The sequence below is a fragment of the Pseudomonas zeae genome (assembly GCF_014268485.2).
Taxonomy (GTDB): domain Bacteria; phylum Pseudomonadota; class Gammaproteobacteria; order Pseudomonadales; family Pseudomonadaceae; genus Aquipseudomonas; species Aquipseudomonas neuropathica.
In genome coordinates this window covers 1,926,458-1,943,808 of sequence record NZ_CP077090.1, presented here as the reverse complement: position 1 = coordinate 1,943,808, position 17,351 = coordinate 1,926,458, and the positions used below count along the sequence as shown (strand labels likewise).

Sequence of the window (17,351 nt, the reverse complement as noted above, 5' to 3'; positions counted from 1 at the left end):
TCGGATGTAGGAAAGGTCGGCGCGATCAGGTGGAAATTAAACCGATTTTCAACGCTTGCGCAGAATCACGCTACCGATCGAATAGCCTGCACCGAACGAACTCAACACCGCCAGCGAACCGGCAGCCAGATCATCCTGATACTTGTGGAACGCAATCACCGAACCCGCAGAGCTGGTATTGGCGTAGGTGTCGAGAATCACCGGGGCTTCTTCTTCAGTGGCTTCGCGACCCAGCAACTTGCGCACGATCAGGTGATTCATGCTCAGGTTGGCCTGGTGCAGCCAGAAGCGCTTCACGTCGCCGACGTTGAGCTGGTTCTCTTGCAGATGTTCGCCGATCAGCTCGGCAACCATCGGGCAGACATCCTTGAACACCTTGCGGCCTTCCTGCACGAACAGTTTGTCGCGGGCACCAATGCCCTCTTCCGCCGCGCGGTTGAGGAACCCGAAATTGTTGCGGATGTTGTTGGAGAACTTGGTCAGCAGCTTGGTGCTGACCACATCGAACTGGTGTTTGGACGTCGCGGTCTCAGCGCGCTCGATGATCACTGCAGTCGCCGCATCGCCGAAGATGAAGTGGCTGTCGCGGTCACGGAAGTTCAGGTGACCGGTGCAGACTTCCGGGTTGACCATCAGGATCGCCCGGGCCTGGCCCAGTTGCACGCTGTTGGCGGCGGCCTGGATGCCGAAAGTCGCCGAGGAGCAGGCCACGTTCATGTCGAAACCGAAACCCTGAATGCCCAGGGCTTCCTGGACTTCGATGGCGATGGCCGGGTAGGCGCGCTGCAGGTTGGAACAGGCAACGATCACGCCGTCGATGTCGGCAGCAGTTTTGCCGGCACGTTGCAGGGCCTGTTCGGCAGCGCCGATAGCCATCTGGCAAAGCACCGACCATTCGTCGTTGGAACGCTCCGGCAGACGCGGGGCCATGCGTTGCGGATCGAGGATGCCGTCCTTGTCCATGACAAAGCGGCTCTTGATGCCTGAAGCTTTTTCGATGAACGCGGCGCTGGATTCGGTCAGGGCCTGGACTTCGCCGCGGGCAATGGCCTCGGCGTTGTCGGCGTTGAACTGGGCGACGTAGGCGTTGAAAGACTGCACCAGCTCTTCATTGGAGATGCTGTTGGCCGGGGTGTACAGGCCGGTGCCGCTGATGACGACGTTATGCATGGTCGTTTCTCTAATCTGTTCAGGCAGAAAGTGCTGGAACCGTCGTACCAACACACAAAGGGTCTATTCCCATCCGGGGGACGCAAACCTGGCATCGCTTTATTCCGTCGCGCGAACCGGGCGAAGGCTCTGGGTCGCGAAACCGGCGTTTATGGTCGCGAAGTTTGCCATAAACGCGGGGTTTTGGCGCCTTTCTCAAGCACAACCCAAATCCCAATGTGGGAGCGAGCCTGCTCGCGATTGCGGTCTGTCTGCCAGTGGCAAGGTGACTGACACACCGCAATCGCGAGCAGGCTCACTCCTACAAGGGACTGCATATGCCTCTAGGTCAGGGCTCGACCTGGGTCCACTGCTTGTTAAGGCGTTTGTCGGAAATCGGTACTTTCGTCCCCAACTGCTGGGCGAACAGTGAGACCCGGTATTCCTCCAGCCACCAGCGATACAGCTCAAGCTGCGGATCGCGTTTGCCTTCCTGGGCATGTTTCGCCGCGCGAGTCTGGTATTGCCCCCAGAGGCCGGCGAGTTCGCCGCTCCAGACGCGATCCTTCTGCACCTGCGCGCCGAGCTTTTCGAAGCGCTGCTCGACCGCTTTCAGGTAACGCGGCAACTCCTTAAGCCACTGCATCGGCGTTTCGCGGACAAACCCCGGATACACCAGATTGTTGATTTGCTGCTTGATGTCATTGAGCGCCACGGCCTGGGCCAGATCGATCTTGCCCTTGAAGCGCTTTTGCAGGCTGTGCCACAGCTTGAGAATTTCCAGCGTCAGGCGCGCCACGCGTTCGGCGTGTTCAGTCCAGTTGCCGCGTTTGCGCTCGGCCAGTGCCGCCAAACCGGCGCCGTCGCGGGGCAGCGGGTCTTCGCCTTCGAGAATGCAGCTGTCGAGGCTCGCCAGCAGAATGTCTTCGACCAGCGCATCAACCCGGCCCAACTCGCGATAGAGCAAGCCCAGCTCAGTCTGCCCCGGCAACTTGCCACGCAGGAACTTGGCCGGTTCCGCCAGTTGCTGCATCAACAACCGCTGCAAGGCGCGACGATGCTGGAATTCGGCTTCGGCCGGGGTCGAGAAGCGCCCCTCCTTGACCGTGCCGCCCTCTTCAACCAGCGCCGGATATACCGTCATCGACAGCCCGGCGATCTTCTGTTGAGTCTTTTCTGCTACCGGGGCGAAGACCTTGGCCTCCACCGGTTGCTGACTTTTCGCACTCTGCGGCACCGCCAGCGCGGCCTGACTGGCTTCGGCAAACCGTGCGGTCAGCTCGGCCAGATCGCGACCTTCGCCGAGGAATTTGCCTTGGCCGTCGACAATTTCCAGGTTCATCCGCAGATGCCCCTCGACGCCTTGCTCGGCTTCGGCCCACGCCTCGTCACTGACCCGCGCGCCAGTCATGCGCAGCAGTTCGCGACCGAGCGCTTGCGGCAACGAACCCTCGGCAAAGGTCATGCGTTGCAGCGCGGCTTTGATGAAGTCCGGCACCGGCACGAAGTTCTTGCGCAAGGCCTTCGGCAGGTTGCGCACAAGGGCGATGCACTTGGCCTCGATCATCCCCGGCACCAGCCATTCCAGGCGTTCCGGTGGCAGCATCGGCAACAGCGGGGCCGGCACGCGCAGGGTCACGCCGTCGCGCGGATGATTGGGCTCGAAGTGATAAGTCAGCGCCAGTTCCAGATCGCCGATGTGCAGCGTGTCCGGGTAATCCCGCGCGGTGACTTCACTGGCTTCGCGAGCCAGCACGTCTTCTTCGCGCATGATCAACAACTGCGGATTCTTCTGGCTGTTGATGCGGTACCAACTGTCGAAGGTCGCGGTCTGGTGAATCTCCGCCGGCAACCGCGCGTCGTAGAACGCGTACAAGGTTTCTTCATCGGCGAGAATGTCGCGACGACGGGCCTTGGCTTCCAGTTCGTCGAGCTGTTCGAGCAACTGTTTGTTGGCGGTCAGGCACTTGGCTTTCGATTGAATCTCGCCACGCACCAAGCCTTCGCGAATGAACAACTCGCGAGAAACCACGGGATCCACCAGACCGTAATGCACCGGCCGGCGGCCGACCACGATCAGCCCGAACAGAGTGATCTGCTCGTAGGCCACGACCTGGCCGCGCTTCTTTTCCCAATGCGGTTCGAAGTGGTTTTTCTTGATCAAGTGCCCGGCCAGCGGCTCGATCCAGTCGGCGTCGATCTTGGCGACCATGCGAGCATAAAGCTTGGTGGTTTCCACCAGTTCGGCGGTCATCAGCCACTGCGGGCGCTTCTTGCCTATGCCCGACGACGGGTGAATCCAGAAACGTCGCTGACGCGCGCCGAGGTAATCGCCATCCTCGGTTTTCTGACCGATCTGGCTGAGCAAGCCGACCAGCACCGCTTTGTGCAGTTTCGGGTAATCCGCCGGCTCTTTGTTGAGGCTCAGCTGCATGTCGCGGCAGATCAGGCTCAACTGCCGATGCGAGTCGCGCCACTCGCGCAGACGCAGGTAATTGAGGAAATTCTTCCGGCACCAGTTGCGCAACGGGCTGGCGGTCAGCGCCTGGCGCTGCTCTTCAAAACCACGCCACAGATTGACCAGTCCGGCGAAGTCCGAATCGGTGTCCTTCCATTGCGCGTGGGCCTGATCGGCGGCTTGCTGACGCTCCGGCGGCCGCTCGCGCGGGTCTTGAATCGACATCGCACTGGCGACGATCAGCACTTCCTGCAAACTGCCGAGCTTGGCTGCTTCAAGCAGCATACGGCCCATGCGCGGGTCGACCGGCAGGCGCGCCAGTTGGCGACCGAGCGGGGTCAGCTGACTGTTGCGGTCAACCGCCGAGAGTTCTTGCAGCAGGTTGAAACCGTCGCTGATCGCCTTGCCATCCGGCGGCTCGATGAACGGGAATGCGGTGATCTCGCCGAGACGTAGATGCAGCATCTGCAGAATCACGGCAGCGAGGTTGGTGCGCAGAATCTCTGGATCGGTGAATTCCGGGCGCCCGTTAAAATCTTCTTCGCTGTACAGCCGAATACAAATGCCCGGCTCAACCCGTCCGCAACGACCTTTACGCTGGTTGGCGCTGGCTTGGGAAATCGCCTCGATCGGCAGACGCTGGACCTTGGCACGGTAGCTGTAACGGCTGATGCGCGCGGTGCCGCTGTCGATCACGTAACGAATGCCCGGCACAGTCAACGAGGTCTCGGCAACGTTGGTCGCCAGCACCACGCGACGGCCCGGGTGCGACTGGAAAATCCGCTGTTGTTCGGCCGGCGACAAGCGCGCGTACAGCGGCAGGATTTCCGTGTGTTTCAGTTGCGCCTTGCGCAGCATGTCGGCGGCGTCGCGAATCTCGCGCTCGCCGGGCAGAAATACCAGCACGTCTCCCGGACTGCGGCGTTCGCTGCGCTCGTAAGCGGCGATTTCGTCAAGGGTCGCGAGGATCGCTTGATCCACCGTCAGGTCATCCTCGACGCGGTTGCCCTCTTCGTCCTGCTCCAGGGTCAGCGGGCGATACCAGGTGTCCACCGGGAAGGTGCGGCCGGAGACTTCGACAATTGGCGCATCGTCGAAGTGCTTGGAGAAGCGCTCCAGATCGATGGTCGCCGAAGTGATGATGACTTTCAGGTCCGGGCGACGCGGCAGCAGGGTTTTCAGGTAGCCGAGCAGGAAGTCGATGTTGAGGCTGCGTTCGTGGGCTTCGTCGACGATGATCGTGTCGTAGCGTTCGAGGTAGCGATCGTTCTGGGTTTCCGCCAGCAGAATACCGTCGGTCATCAGCTTGATCAGGGTGTTGGAATCGCTTTGATCCTCGAAACGCACCTGATAGCCGACCAGCGCACCGAGCGGCGTAGCGAGTTCTTCGGCGACCCGGCTGGCGACGCTGCGCGCAGCGATTCGACGTGGTTGGGTGTGGCCGATCAGACCGTGCTGACCGCGACCGATTTCCAGACAGATTTTTGGCAACTGGGTGGTTTTGCCCGAGCCGGTTTCGCCGGCGATGATCAGCACTTGATGCTTTTCCAGCGCCTTCTTGATCTCGTCGCGCTTGGCCGCAATCGGCAGACTGTCGTCGTAACGAATCACCGGCAGGCTGGCACGGCGGGCCAGCACCTGATCACAGGACGCCTGCATGCGCGTCACCCACTGGGCCAGTTTGGCCTCGTCGGGTTTCTTGCGCAGCTCAAGCAACTGTCGCCGCAGCCGGTGACGGTCGGCGAGCATGGCGTGATCGAGGTTCTTCAGCAGTTTGTCGATGGAGGGCGATTCGTCGGTCATCGGGTAGGCAATTCGGTCGTCTATTTATGCAGGGGGCGGATTGTCGCAGATTTGGCGGATTTGTGGCGTGTCTGGGGGATTGCGGCCCTCACCCTAGCCCTCTCCCAAAGGGAGAGGGGACCGACCGAGTCAACTTTGCCAGCTTCGCCGACCTGAACGCGCATCACCGAATCCACAATCGCCAAGCTCTTTCAGGTCGGTGTTTGGCGCAAGACACCTCGGTCGGCCCCCTCTCCCTACGGGCGGTCCGACGTTTCGGGAGGGCTGGGGTGAGGGTGTTTTTTTAAAAGAGCTACTCGTTATCGAGACCTTTACGCCGATACGGGAAAACATCAATCACTTTCCCGGCCCGAATCGCCTCCTGCAAGCTCTTCCAGTAATCGGCGTTATACAACTCGCCATGCAACTGATCGAACAACTTGCGCTGCCCCGAATCAGCAAACAGAAACGGCGGAAACTCCTCGGGGAAGACATCCAGCGGCCCGATCGAATACCACGGCTCCGAGGCCATTTCATCCTCCGGTGTGCGCGGTTGCGGGATGTGGCGGAAGTTGGCTTCGGTCAGGAAGCAGATTTCGTCGTAGTCGTAGAACACCACGCGCCCGTGGCGAGTGACGCCAAAGTTCTTCAGCAGCATGTCACCGGGAAAGATGTTCGCCGCCGCCAGTTGCTTGATCGCCAGGCCGTAATCCTCCAGCGCCTCACGCACCTGCGCATCGTTGGCGTTTTCCAGATAGAGGTTGAGCGGGGTCATCCGCCGCTCGGTCCAGCAGTGACGGATCAACACCGTGTCGCCCTCGACCGACACCGTCGACGGCGCCACCTCCAGCAGCTCCTCCAGGCACGCCGGATCAAACTTGCTCAGCGGAAAACGGAAATCGGCGAACTCCTGGGTATCAGCCATGCGCCCTACCCGGTCGACGCTTTTCACCAGTCGGTACTTCTCGATCACCGTGGCGCGGTCGACGTTTTTCGACGGCGAGAAACGGTCCTTGATGATTTTGAACACGGTGTTGAAGCCCGGCAGGGTGAACACGCTCATGACCATGCCGCGCACACCCGGCGCCATGATGAACTGATCATCGGTGTTGGCCAGGTGATTGATCAGCGCGCGGTAAAACTCGGACTTGCCGTGCTTGTAGAAGCCGATTGAGGTGTACAGCTCGGCAATGTGCTTGCCCGGCAGAATGCGCCGCAGGAAGCCGATGAACTCCGCCGGCACCGGTACATCGACCATGAAATACGAACGGGTGAACGAGAAGATGATCGATACATCAGCTTCGTCGGTGATCAACGCGTCGATCTGAATCCCGCGCCCTTCTCGATGCAACAGCGGGATCACCAGCGGCCATTGCTCGTCGCGGGTGAAGATGCGTCCAACCAGATAGGCGCCCTTGTTGCGGTACAACACCGAGGAAAACAGCTCGACGCTCAGCTCCGGATCCTTGCACACCCAGTCCGGCAGGTTCTCACGCAGTTGCGCTTCGAGGCGACGCAGGTCACCCGGCAGATCGGCGTAATCCTCGCTGAAGCGATAGTCGGCAAAAATGCTCGCGAGCATCCCCGACAACTGCCCCTGCGGTTTGTAGGTGCGGGTTTGCGCGGCGCGGGCTCGGCGCAGGCTCGGGCGGGTGGTGTGGATGAACATGCAGCCGTCGCTGATCAGGTCGTGGCTGAACAGCCCGCAGAAAATCGAGTTGTACCAGGTCTCGGACAACTCATCATCGAAGCGCAGGTCGATGACGCTGATGTAGGCACTTTTCACCAACGGCCAGCAGCTGACGTTCATCAGCGTTTCATCATCGAAGTATTCGCGCAGGCGAGCGATAGTTTCGCTGACCTTTTCTTCGTAGAGATTGATCCGTGCCGCCGACGCCGTTTGCGTCTCCTGCCAGCGCGCCTGCTCGAAGCGCTCCCGGGCGCCGTCGGTGATTCGCCGGAAATGCTCGCGGTAATCGTCAAAGCCATCGAGGATCATGCGGGCGATATCGGTGGCTGGCCATTGCTGCGGCATAGATAAGACCTCGGCGTGCGTGGGGAAATCTGTGCCTGAGCTTAGCCACGCAAGCGTGTGCGCGTGAAGTGCAATTTCTGCCAAATCCGCGTCAGGGTTGTACAGCGACACAGTTTTTAGCAAAGTTTTTTTAATCGACCGTTCGGTCAGTTAATCACCTTGATGGTCCTTCTGGCCGCCCTGCGCCAGGCCGCGAATTCTCTGGGCTTCGGATCCAATACTGATCAAACGCGTCTAGCTCGCGGCTTTACTGCAAATGCACTTACCGACGGCAACGCTTCCAGATTGGTCTTACCAAAATAGTGGCACTTTGATATACAGCCCACCATTCCCCCCTTCATAACAAGATCCTCGCTGACGAGGACGACCTTCCCCCCCCTCAAAGATCAAGGAGCACACTGATGTCTATCCGGAATCTGCGCATAGGTTTGCGCGCCAGTTTGAGCTTTGCCGTTTTGGCCGGTCTGCTGGTGGTGGTCGGCCTGTTCGGTCTGGGCCAGATGAAAACCCTGCGCGAGAGTGCAACAGTGATTGAAGAATCGTGGATGCCGAGCATCGAGAGCATCCATGACACGGCGGCGAACATCGCCAGCATCCGTCTTGAATCCTTGCGCCTGATCACCAGCACCCAGTCTGCTGTGCGCGACAGAAGCAAAGGCCTCATCAAGGCGCAGCGCGAAGAACTGCTCAAGCGCCTCGCCGATCACAAAGCCCTGCTCACCAGCGAAGAAGAACGGCTGATGCTCGACGGTTTGAATGCCAACACCGCCAAGTACATGAGCATTCTCGAACAGATCATCGGCCAGATCGACGCCGGGCAAAGTGAGCAGGCCTACACGCGGCTTAACAATGAACTGGCGCCACAGGGAACGCTGCTCGACAAAACCCTCGAGCAGATGATCGCGTTCAATCAGCAAGGTGCCGACGCCGCCGCAGATGCCGCCGCAGCGATGTACCAACGGGCATTGTGGATCGTCGCGACCATCATCGTGGTTGCCCTGATTGCCACGCTGCTGCTGGCCTGGCAACTGACACGCAGCATCACCACCCCGATCAATCAGGCCCTGAATGTGGCGCGGCGCATTGCTGCCGGCGACCTCAGCGGCGAGATCGTCAGCACCGGTAAAGATGAGGCTGCGCATTTGCTCAACGCCTTGGCCGAGATGCAGGGCAATCTGCGCTCGACCATTCGCGGCATCAGCGAATCGGCGCAGCAGCTGGCTTCCGCGGCCGAGGAAATGAGTTCGGTGATGGAGCAAAGCACTCGCGGCCTGCAACAGCAGAACGATCAGATCGAACAAGCCGCCACCGCAGTGACCGAGATGAGCACCGCGGTGGACGAAGTCGCGGCCAACGCGGTGTCCAGCGCCGAGGCGTCTGCCGCGTCGAACGAGGACAGCAAGCACGGCCATGTGCAGGTCAGCGAAACCATCAGCTCGATTCAAGAACTGGTCGACGCCGTACTGGGCGCCTCTGCACAAGCCGAAGGCCTGGCCACGCAGGCACAGGACATCAGCAAAGTGCTGGAAGTGATTCGCGGGATTGCCGGACAGACCAACCTGCTGGCGCTCAATGCGGCGATCGAAGCGGCCCGCGCCGGTGAAGCCGGGCGCGGTTTCGCGGTGGTGGCCGATGAAGTGCGCTCGCTGGCACAACGCACGCAAAATTCCACTGAAGAAATCGAGCTGATGATCAGCAGCATCCAGCAAGGTACGGGGTCGACCGTGGGCGCGCTGCAGAGCAGTGCCGAGCAGGCGGGTCAGACGCTGCGCCGGGCTAACAGCGCAGGTCAGGCGCTGGAGAAAATCACCGCGTCGATCTCGCAGATCAACCAGCGCAATCTGGTGATCGCCAGTGCAGCCGAGCAACAGGCCTTGGTCGCTCGCGAGGTCGATCAGAATCTGGTGACCATCCGCGACCTCTCGACCCAGACCGCCGCTGGCGCCACCCAGACCTCGGCCGCAAGCCAGGAACTGTCGCGTCTGGCCGTCGACTTGAACGGCCTGGTCACACGCTTTGTGATCTGAACGAACAGTTGCATGCCCGATTAGCGGTTGCCTTCGGCAGGGCGCTCGGCAACACTCTCGTCCCGATCAAGGAAGGAGACCCGCCGTGAGCCCTGTCGATATTTTCCGTATGTTGTCGCTGGCGGCCATCTGGGGCGCGAGTTTTCTGTTCATGCGCATTATTGCGCCGGTGATCGGCACGATCCCGACCGGATTCTTTCGCGTGTCAATTGCGGCCGTCGGCCTGCTGGTGATCCTCGGGCTGATGCGCGTGCGCTGGGACTTCAAAGGCAAACTGAAAACCGTGATGCTGCTGGGTGTGATCAACTCGGGGATTCCGGCGACGCTGTATTCGGTCGCGGCCCAGGTGTTACCGGCCGGTTATTCGGCGATCTTCAATGCCACCACGCCGTTGATGGGCGTGCTGATTGGCGGGTTGTTCTTCAGTGAAAAACTCACCGCAGCCAAACTGGGCGGGGTGTTCCTCGGCCTGTTCGGCGTTGGCGTGCTGACCCGCGCCGGTCCCGTGGCGTTCGATCTGCAACTGTTGATGGGCGCCCTCGCCTGCCTGCTCGCGACCACTTGCTATGGCTTCGCCGGTTTCCTCGCGCGACGCTGGCTGGATCAGGCCGGTGGTCTGGACAGTCGCCTGTCGGCGCTGGGCAGCATGCTCGGTGCGACGCTGTTTCTGTTGCCGCTGTTTGGATATAGCGTGATCACCGCACCGCCGGCCAGTTGGGGCGGCTGGAATGTCTGGCTGTCGCTGTTGGGCCTGGGTCTTGGCTGCACGGCGTTTGCCTACATCATTTACTTCCGCCTGCTCAGTTCGATCGGGCCGGTGAAGTCGATGACCGTGACCTTCATGATTCCGCCATTCGGCGTGCTGTGGGGGGCGTTGCTGCTGGATGAGCCGTTGTCGATGGCGCACATTTATGGCGGGGTGTTGATTGCGTTGGCGTTGTGGCTGGTGTTGAAGCCGGCGGTGGTGAAACCGGCTGAGGCGCCGGCCCGATAAATTTGTGCGGTTGCCGAAAAGGCCATCGCGAGCAGGCTCACTCCTACAATTGGAATGCGTTCCTCTGTAGGAGTGAGCCTGCTTGCGATCGGCGGCCTAAAAGCCGCCACCTGACGATCTGTTAGCTGGTTTTACGGAACACAAACGCCAGACCGACAATGATCAACAGCATCCCCAGCACACTCAACGCCGCCAGGCGATTGCCGAAAATCAGATAGTCCATCACTGCCGTCACCGCCGGCACCAGGTAGAACAGACTGGTGACATTGACCAGATTGCCCCGCGCGATCAACCGATACAGCAACAGCGTCGCCAGCACCGACACCACCAGTCCCATCCACAACACCGGCACGATAAAACCGGTGCTGTGCTCGAAGTGGAACGGCTGAAACGGCACGAAAATCCCGCATAACAACAGACCGGCCAAGTACTGCACCGGCAGCGTACCGAGAGGATTGTCGGTGATGCGTTTCTGCATGATCGAGCCCAGCGTCATACTCGCCAGCGCCAGCAGACCAAACAGCATCCCCGCCAAGGACATCCCGGCCAAACCGATGCCTTGGTAAACCACCATGATCAGCCCCGCCAACCCCAAGGCCAGACCAAACATCCGGCTCGCCGAGCGCTGCCGCTCCATCAACACCACGGTGAGAATCGGCTGCACGCCCATGATGGTCGCCATCACGCCCGGAGTGACTTTGCTGTTCAAGGCCAGTAGATAAAAGATCTGATAGGCCCCCAACAACACCACACCCGTGGCAATCGCAAACAGCATTGGTTTGCCGCCCTTGGGCAACTTGAGCTTGAGCAGCGGCGCCAACAACAAGAGGCCGCACAAGGCAATCGCGAAACGAATCAGCAGAAAGGCAAATGGTGACGCGTGGGCCAGCCCCCATTTGGAGAAGATCGCGCCGCTGCTCCACAGCAGAACGAACAGGCTCGTGGACGCGGCCGCGAGCGCGGATTTTTTCGACAGGACAAACATGATTACCACCTGTAGTCAGGCAAGAAGCCAACTCAGCCGAAGCTGAAATTCAGTAGGTTTTTCTGGCGGGCGCAGGGGTCAGCAAAAACTGCCGATCAGCCCGAAACGCCAACGCCCGGCGGTGATACGACTGCGCACACCGGCGTGCTACTGACAGCTGGGGGGTAATGACTGATCTGCTTGGGCTGCTGATTCCCGCACGGCACGACGCCAGCGTTGACCGCTGAATCGACTACCGCGTTGCTGAGGGATGCAGGCATTGGCGCAGATCTTTTTTGAAGGGTTGGAAGGTGAGCCATGGGGGCTCACGAGCGCCGACTATAACCACCAGGCGACATGGATTGCAATGATTTGGACAAAGGGCCAGTAGCAACGGATGCATGAGAGCTGAATAGGCTTTTGAGCAACCGCAACACCTATCGATGGGGAGACATGGAATGCTCGAAATCATATGCCAAGAGAACGGACGTATTTGCGCTATCAGTTGTATCGGTCGCTGGCCAGGAAGCAGGCAAGCATCGCCACTGCTCTGTTGCAGCTACCGGCGGGACAAGACTTGTCGACAGTACGCTTTGAACCTATCGATGCCGAAGCACTAGGTGCGTTCGAGCTTTGGGAGAATCCGCATTTTTGCTGGCGAGAGATTGCCAAATGGAAGTCACGAGAACCCTTGTCCCTGGATATCGCGATCTGACTTGAAGAACAGCTGTGCGGGCTGTGTTTCGTCAATCCGAACAAAAGCCGCCAGCGAATTCGAATCGTACGATTGGAGGGGCGGCCCGGAGTGCCTCACCCGCTTAAAAAGCGTATTGCGCTTTTGTCGATGGTGGCCATCGATGAGTTTGCGCAAATAATCGGTAGCAAGTGCATTGAAGTTCAGGAACCGATACCTGGAGCAATTCCTGTTTATACAAAACTCGGCTTCAAATTTGATTTGGAAGGCCGCCTTGTCCTCGCAGTGGAGAGTAAAGTATCGTGAAAACTGTTCAAGTAATGATCAACGAGGGCGGGAACATGCGTAAATCCGTGAAAAAATCCCCTACTAAGAAAAGATCAATCAAAACGGACGAAAAGTTTATCTCCTCCGAACTATCAGCCAATCAGCAGCGCTTTCTTCAGCTATTGATTACAGGCATCGAAGACGAACCCAACGTTCTCGCTGGGCGGCGCTGACTCGCAGATAATAAAAAACCGCTCACAAGGAGCGGTTTTTCATTGCCTGTCCAGCCTCAGCCAAACAGCCAATACCCCAACAACGTCAATACCACCACCGCCAGCACCGGACGCATCACGCGGTAGGCTTTCGGATGACGGCGTTTCCACTGCTTGACCACGCCACTGAACTTGTCACTGAAGTTCTTGCTCCAGGCGTAGGCCTGGTTGATCCCGCCGACGCGTTCATCATCAAGGTTCTGCGGTGCAGTGGCACGGCCGAGCCAGGCGCTGATGGAGCGGTTGATGCGGGTCATGAGGCGGTTGCTCAGCGGACGCTCGACGTCGCAGAACAGGATGACGCGGGTCTGGTCGGTTTCATTCTTGACCCAATGCACGTAGGTCTCGTCGAACATTACGTCTTCACCGTCACGCCAGGCATAAACCTGACCATCGACAAAGATCCGGCAATCGTCGGAGTTTGGCGTCGACAAGCCGAGGTGATAACGCAGCGAGCCGGCGAACGGATCGCGATGCGGGTTCAAGTGGCTGCCACCCGGCAACAGCGCAAACATCGCGCCTTTGACGTTGGGAATCGCACTGACCAGCGCCACGGTTTTCGGGCACAGGGTTTCGGCCGATGGCAGCGGCTTGTCGTACCACTTGAGGTAGAAACGTTTCCAGCCCTTCTTGAAGAACGAGCCGAAACCGGCGTCGTTGTTCTTTTCTGCCGCGCGAATATAACCTTCGTCGAACAGGTGCATGGCCTCGTCGCGAATGGTTTCCCAATTGTCGCGCAGCACGTCCAGTTCCGGAAATTTGCTGCGATCCAGGTACGGCTTGGACGGCACGCCGGAGAACAGATACATCAGGGCGTTGTACGGAGCGAACAGCGCCGAGTGGTTGACGAACTGGCGCAGAACCGGCAAACGCGCCTTGCCGCGCAAATGCACATAGAGGATGCTGCCCACGAACAGCAGCAGCACCAATACCTTGGCGGCTAACGAAAAGGTCATCAACGACTCCTTGAATAAAGACAACGCTGCGCAATGCCCTTTACCCGGCATGGCAGCCGGCCATGATAAACACTACCGGCGCCGGGCAAAACCCGCCTTACACAAGATTCAGTGTTAAGAATTGCGCAACAAAGCATTTATTAGCATAACGATCCTGAACCCCGGCTGATCTGAATCAACTGGATTACTGCTGAGTCTCCTGCTCAGTAAACAGATCGCTGAACAGCATGCTCGACAGATAACGCTCGCCGGAATCGGGCAGAATCACCACGATAGTCTTGCCCTGCATCTCCGGCGTCTCGGACAGACGCACCGCGACTGCCATGGCCGCGCCACAAGAGATGCCGCATAGAATCCCCTCTTCCTGCATCAACCGCAGGGCCATGGCCTTGGATTCTTCGTCGGTGACCTGCTCGACCCGGTCGACCATCGACAGATCCAGGTTCTTCGGCACAAAGCCGGCACCGATCCCCTGAATCTTGTGCGGGCTCGGTTTGATTTCTTCACCCGCCAGCGCCTGGGTGATCACCGGCGACGACATCGGCTCCACGGCCACCGACAGAATCGGTTTGCCCTGGGTATTCTTGATATACCGCGAAACGCCGGTGATGGTTCCGCCGGTGCCGACGCCCGCTACCAGTACATCGACGGCACCGTCAGTGTCGTTCCAGATTTCCGGACCGGTGGTCTTTTCGTGAATGGCGGGGTTGGCCGGGTTATCGAACTGCGCCGGCATGAAATATTTGTCGGCATCGCTGGCAACGATTTCGGCCGCCTTCTCGATTGCGCCTTTCATGCCCTTGGCCGGCTCGGTCAACACCAGTTCGGCGCCCAGAGCCTTGAGGACTTTACGGCGTTCGATGCTCATCGAGGCCGGCATGGTCAGCATCAACTTGTACCCACGGGCCGCGGCAACAAAGGCCAGACCGATCCCCGTGTTGCCCGACGTCGGTTCGACAATGGTCATGCCCGGCTTCAGTTTGCCGCTGCTTTCGGCGTCCCAGATCATGTTGGCGCCGATCCGGCACTTGACCGAATAACCGGGGTTGCGCCCCTCGATCTTGGCCAGAATGGTCACGCCACGCGGTGCGATGCGGTTGATCTGCACCAGCGGCGTATTACCGATGGAATGGGCGTTGTCAGCAAAAATACGGCTCATGGCTGGGTCCTTATGCAGCGTTGAATTCAGCCTTCCAAGGTATGCCTGTTGCCCATCACAGTCCAGTCGGGTCGAACGTCTGCGCGACGTAACAGTCAATCGCTTACATCGTCAGGGAATTGCCGTCATGAAGCGTCGTTACAGTTGGCCACTAGGGATTTTCGCCGTCGTCGTTGTGCTGCTGATCGCACTGCACATCGCCCTGCCTTACATGGTGCGCGACTACCTGAACGGCAAACTGGCGGACATGGGTGACTATCGGGGCCAGATCACTGATGTCGACCTCGCCCTATGGCGCGGCGCCTACAAGATCAATGGACTGAAGATCGTCAAGGTCGATGGCAAGGTGCCGGTGCCGTTCGTCAATGCACCGCTGATCGATCTGGCGGTCAGCTGGCATTCGCTGTGGTATGACCATGCCGTCGTAGCCCAGGTGAAATTCGTCAAACCTGAGATTAACTTCGTCGACGGCGGTGCCAACAAGCAGAACTCTCAAACCGGTCAAGGTACCGACTGGCGCGAACAACTGGGCAAATTGCTGCCGATTACCCTCGACGAGGTCCAGATTCACGAAGGCAAAATCACTTTCCGCAATTTCAACTCCAAGCCACCGGTCAATATGAACGCCACCAACGTCGAGGCCAGCATCTACAACCTGACCAACGTGGTCGACAATCAGGGCAAACGTGACGCACGTTTCGAAGGCAAAGCGCTTTTGCTCGGGCATGCGCCACTGGAAACCACTGCCACCTTCGACCCGCTGAGCAATTTCGAAGACTTCCAGTTCCGCCTGCGCGCCAAAGACATCGAACTCAAGAGCATGAACGACTTCGCCTCCGCCTACGGCAAGTTCGACTTCAACGCAGGCCACGGTGACGTGGTAATCGAAGCCCAAGCCAAAAAAGCGCAGGTCAACGGCTACATCAAACCCCTGCTGCGCGACGTCGAAGTGTTCAACTGGCAGCAGGACGTGGAAAACAAGAACAAGAGCATTTTCCGCTCGGTCTGGGAGGCCATCGTCGGCGGCTCGGAAACCGTGCTGAAGAACCAGGCGAAAAATCAGTTCGCCACCAAGGTCGAACTCAGCGGTAACGTGCATCAGCAAAACATCAGTGCATTCGAAGCGTTTTTGCAGATTTTGCGCAATGGATTCATACAGGCGTTCAACGCCCGGTATGAGCGGCCGAAGCCGGATGCGGGTTAGGGTTCATTTCTGGAAAAGCATCCAGATATAGAGTATCGGCGCCAATCTGAATATCCGGGGCCGGCCATTCAACGGTCCAACCTTTATCGCCCAAGATGACAGTCGCAAAGACTTGGGGATCAAGCAAAGGCTGCAACTGCTTACACGTTTGAATATCTCGACTTAAATCGAGTGTCAGCGCTCGACCATCAACAAAGTCCAGTGCAAGCCGGCAATCAGAGAGTGCAGTAACTGCCGCCAAGCGTGGTCGTTTTGTGGATAGCATCAATTCAGCGCCTCCAGGCACATGGGGACTGCTTCGCAGCCCAGCGGGAGCAAGCTCCCTCGCCACAGATTCAGCGGACATCCTGAAGGCTATCGCCAAATCGGCGATACCTGAATACTGGCCATCGGCCGAGACTGAGTCAACATGTGACGCCCCATTCAGAGACTGAATAAGCCGTCTGCGTTCACAGTCGACCGGGCTGCGCGTTATAGTCGGGCATCCGATTATTTCGCCCCCGCCCTGCCCGTCAGGTCGGCGTTACCGTTCGAGGATTAGCAGATGAAGTTCGAAGGCACCCAGGCCTACGTCGCCACCGATGACCTGAAGCTGGCAGTCAACGCCGCCATCACCCTGGAACGGCCGCTGCTGGTCAAGGGCGAGCCGGGCACCGGCAAGACCATGCTCGCCGAGCAACTGGCCGAATCGTTCGGCGCCAAGTTGATCACCTGGCACATCAAGTCCACCACCAAGGCCCATCAGGGTCTCTACGAATACGATGCGGTCAGCCGTCTGCGCGACTCGCAATTGGGCAACGAAAAAGTCCACGACGTGCGCAATTACCTGAAGAAGGGCAAGCTCTGGGAGGCTTTCGAGTCCGAGGAGCGGGTCATTCTGCTGATCGACGAAATCGACAAGGCCGACATCGAGTTCCCCAACGACCTGCTGCAAGAACTCGACAAGATGGAGTTCTACGTTTACGAAATCGACGAGACCATCAAGGCGAAAAAACGCCCGATCATCATCATTACCTCCAACAATGAGAAAGAGCTGCCGGACGCCTTCCTGCGCCGCTGCTTCTTCCATTACATTGCTTTCCCCGACCGCACTACCCTGCAAAAAATCGTCGACGTGCACTACCCGGACATCAAGAAGGATCTGGTCAGCGAAGCGCTGGACGTGTTCTTCGACGTGCGCAAGGTGCCGGGCCTGAAGAAGAAGCCGTCGACCTCGGAGCTGGTGGACTGGCTGAAGCTGCTGATGGCCGACAACATCGGCGAAGCGGTGCTGCGTGAGCGCGATCCAACCAAAGCGATTCCGCCACTGGCCGGTGCTTTGGTGAAGAACGAACAGGACGTGCAATTGCTTGAGCGCCTGGCGTTCATGAGCCGTCGCGGCTCTCGCTAA

The 17,351-nt window shown here is 59.0% G+C and carries 13 protein-coding genes; 6 read left to right on the top strand and 7 right to left on the bottom strand.

Annotation, left to right across the window (positions count from 1 at the left end; translation table 11 throughout):
• Nucleotides 1–48: 48 nt before the first annotated feature.
• From HU754_RS08620 to aceK, 3 genes are all read right to left on the bottom strand, one after another.
• On the bottom strand, nucleotides 49–1,170 hold the full coding sequence (locus HU754_RS08620; protein ID WP_093438130.1) for a beta-ketoacyl-ACP synthase III: 1,122 nt from the start codon (nucleotides 1,168–1,170) through the stop codon (nucleotides 49–51).
• Nucleotides 1,171–1,498: 328 nt separating this feature from the next.
• Entirely contained in the window at nucleotides 1,499–5,410 is a 3,912-nt protein-coding gene (hrpA, locus tag HU754_RS08615) for an ATP-dependent RNA helicase HrpA (RefSeq protein WP_186622749.1), read from the bottom strand.
• 292 nt (nucleotides 5,411–5,702) lie between these two features.
• On the bottom strand, nucleotides 5,703–7,424 hold the full coding sequence (gene aceK, locus HU754_RS08610; protein WP_186622739.1) for a bifunctional isocitrate dehydrogenase kinase/phosphatase: 1,722 nt from the start codon (nucleotides 7,422–7,424) through the stop codon (nucleotides 5,703–5,705).
• A 401-nt stretch (nucleotides 7,425–7,825) separates the two neighbouring features.
• On the opposite strand from aceK, the gene HU754_RS08605 reads away from it, so the two are divergent.
• Both HU754_RS08605 and HU754_RS08600 read left to right on the top strand, forming a co-directional pair.
• Nucleotides 7,826–9,451, top strand: a complete 1,626-nt coding sequence (locus HU754_RS08605; protein ID WP_093438144.1) for a methyl-accepting chemotaxis protein — start codon at nucleotides 7,826–7,828, stop codon at nucleotides 9,449–9,451.
• 85 nt (nucleotides 9,452–9,536) lie between these two features.
• Nucleotides 9,537–10,445 carry a DMT family transporter gene (locus HU754_RS08600; protein WP_186622732.1) on the top strand — a complete coding sequence of 303 codons (909 nt, stop codon included), beginning with the start codon at nucleotides 9,537–9,539 and terminating at the stop codon, nucleotides 10,443–10,445.
• Nucleotides 10,446–10,566: 121 nt separating this feature from the next.
• Here the strand turns inward: HU754_RS08600 and HU754_RS08595 are convergent, their stop codons facing one another.
• Nucleotides 10,567–11,430: a DMT family transporter gene (locus HU754_RS08595; RefSeq protein ID WP_186622730.1), complete on the bottom strand. Its 864-nt coding sequence runs from the start codon at nucleotides 11,428–11,430 to the stop codon at nucleotides 10,567–10,569.
• Nucleotides 11,431–12,214: 784 nt separating this feature from the next.
• Between HU754_RS08595 and HU754_RS29675 the strand changes: the two genes are divergently transcribed.
• On the top strand, nucleotides 12,215–12,409 hold the full coding sequence (locus HU754_RS29675; protein ID WP_367617450.1) for a hypothetical protein: 195 nt from the start codon (nucleotides 12,215–12,217) through the stop codon (nucleotides 12,407–12,409).
• Nucleotides 12,406–12,603, top strand: coding sequence for a hypothetical protein (locus HU754_RS08585; RefSeq protein ID WP_099758281.1), 198 nt, complete (start codon nucleotides 12,406–12,408; stop codon nucleotides 12,601–12,603). The genes HU754_RS29675 and HU754_RS08585 overlap by 4 nt, the downstream gene beginning before the upstream one ends.
• Nucleotides 12,604–12,659: 56 nt before the next feature.
• Here the strand turns inward: HU754_RS08585 and HU754_RS08580 are convergent, their stop codons facing one another.
• Together HU754_RS08580 and cysK are read right to left on the bottom strand one after the other, a co-directional pair.
• Nucleotides 12,660–13,598, bottom strand: a complete 939-nt coding sequence (locus HU754_RS08580) for an aspartyl/asparaginyl beta-hydroxylase domain-containing protein (RefSeq protein WP_093438167.1) — start codon at nucleotides 13,596–13,598, stop codon at nucleotides 12,660–12,662.
• A gap of 184 nt (nucleotides 13,599–13,782) precedes the next feature.
• Entirely contained in the window at nucleotides 13,783–14,757 is a 975-nt protein-coding gene (cysK, locus tag HU754_RS08575) for a cysteine synthase A (RefSeq protein WP_186622729.1), read from the bottom strand.
• A gap of 127 nt (nucleotides 14,758–14,884) precedes the next feature.
• Between cysK and HU754_RS08570 the strand changes: the two genes are divergently transcribed.
• A complete protein-coding gene (locus HU754_RS08570) occupies nucleotides 14,885–15,961 on the top strand; it encodes a DUF748 domain-containing protein (RefSeq protein WP_186622727.1) in 1,077 nt (358 codons plus the stop codon).
• On the opposite strand, the gene HU754_RS08565 is transcribed toward HU754_RS08570, so the two are convergent.
• A complete protein-coding gene (locus HU754_RS08565; RefSeq protein ID WP_186622724.1) occupies nucleotides 15,921–16,226 on the bottom strand; it encodes a DUF2442 domain-containing protein in 306 nt (101 codons plus the stop codon). The genes HU754_RS08570 and HU754_RS08565 overlap by 41 nt on opposite strands.
• Nucleotides 16,227–16,505: 279 nt before the next feature.
• On the opposite strand from HU754_RS08565, the gene HU754_RS08560 reads away from it, so the two are divergent.
• Nucleotides 16,506–17,351 carry an AAA family ATPase gene (locus HU754_RS08560; RefSeq protein WP_025110627.1) on the top strand — a complete coding sequence of 282 codons (846 nt, stop codon included), beginning with the start codon at nucleotides 16,506–16,508 and terminating at the stop codon, nucleotides 17,349–17,351.

Bases quoted from the DNA above. Each gene is read 5' to 3' on its own strand.
- HU754_RS08620 (WP_093438130.1), bottom strand. From the start codon at position 1,170: ATGCATAACGTCGTCATCAGCGGCACCGGCCTGTACACCCCGGCCAAC.
- hrpA (WP_186622749.1), bottom strand. From the start codon at position 5,410: ATGACCGACGAATCGCCCTCCATCGACAAACTGCTGAAGAACCTCGAT.
- aceK (WP_186622739.1), bottom strand. From the start codon at position 7,424: ATGCCGCAGCAATGGCCAGCCACCGATATCGCCCGCATGATCCTCGAT.
- HU754_RS08605 (WP_093438144.1), top strand. From the start codon at position 7,826: ATGTCTATCCGGAATCTGCGCATAGGTTTGCGCGCCAGTTTGAGCTTT.
- HU754_RS08595 (WP_186622730.1), bottom strand. From the start codon at position 11,430: ATGTTTGTCCTGTCGAAAAAATCCGCGCTCGCGGCCGCGTCCACGAGC.
- HU754_RS08580 (WP_093438167.1), bottom strand. From the start codon at position 13,598: ATGACCTTTTCGTTAGCCGCCAAGGTATTGGTGCTGCTGCTGTTCGTG.
- cysK (WP_186622729.1), bottom strand. From the start codon at position 14,757: ATGAGCCGTATTTTTGCTGACAACGCCCATTCCATCGGTAATACGCCG.
- HU754_RS08570 (WP_186622727.1), top strand. From the start codon at position 14,885: ATGAAGCGTCGTTACAGTTGGCCACTAGGGATTTTCGCCGTCGTCGTT.
- HU754_RS08565 (WP_186622724.1), bottom strand. From the start codon at position 16,226: ATGCTATCCACAAAACGACCACGCTTGGCGGCAGTTACTGCACTCTCT.
- HU754_RS08560 (WP_025110627.1), top strand. From the start codon at position 16,506: ATGAAGTTCGAAGGCACCCAGGCCTACGTCGCCACCGATGACCTGAAG.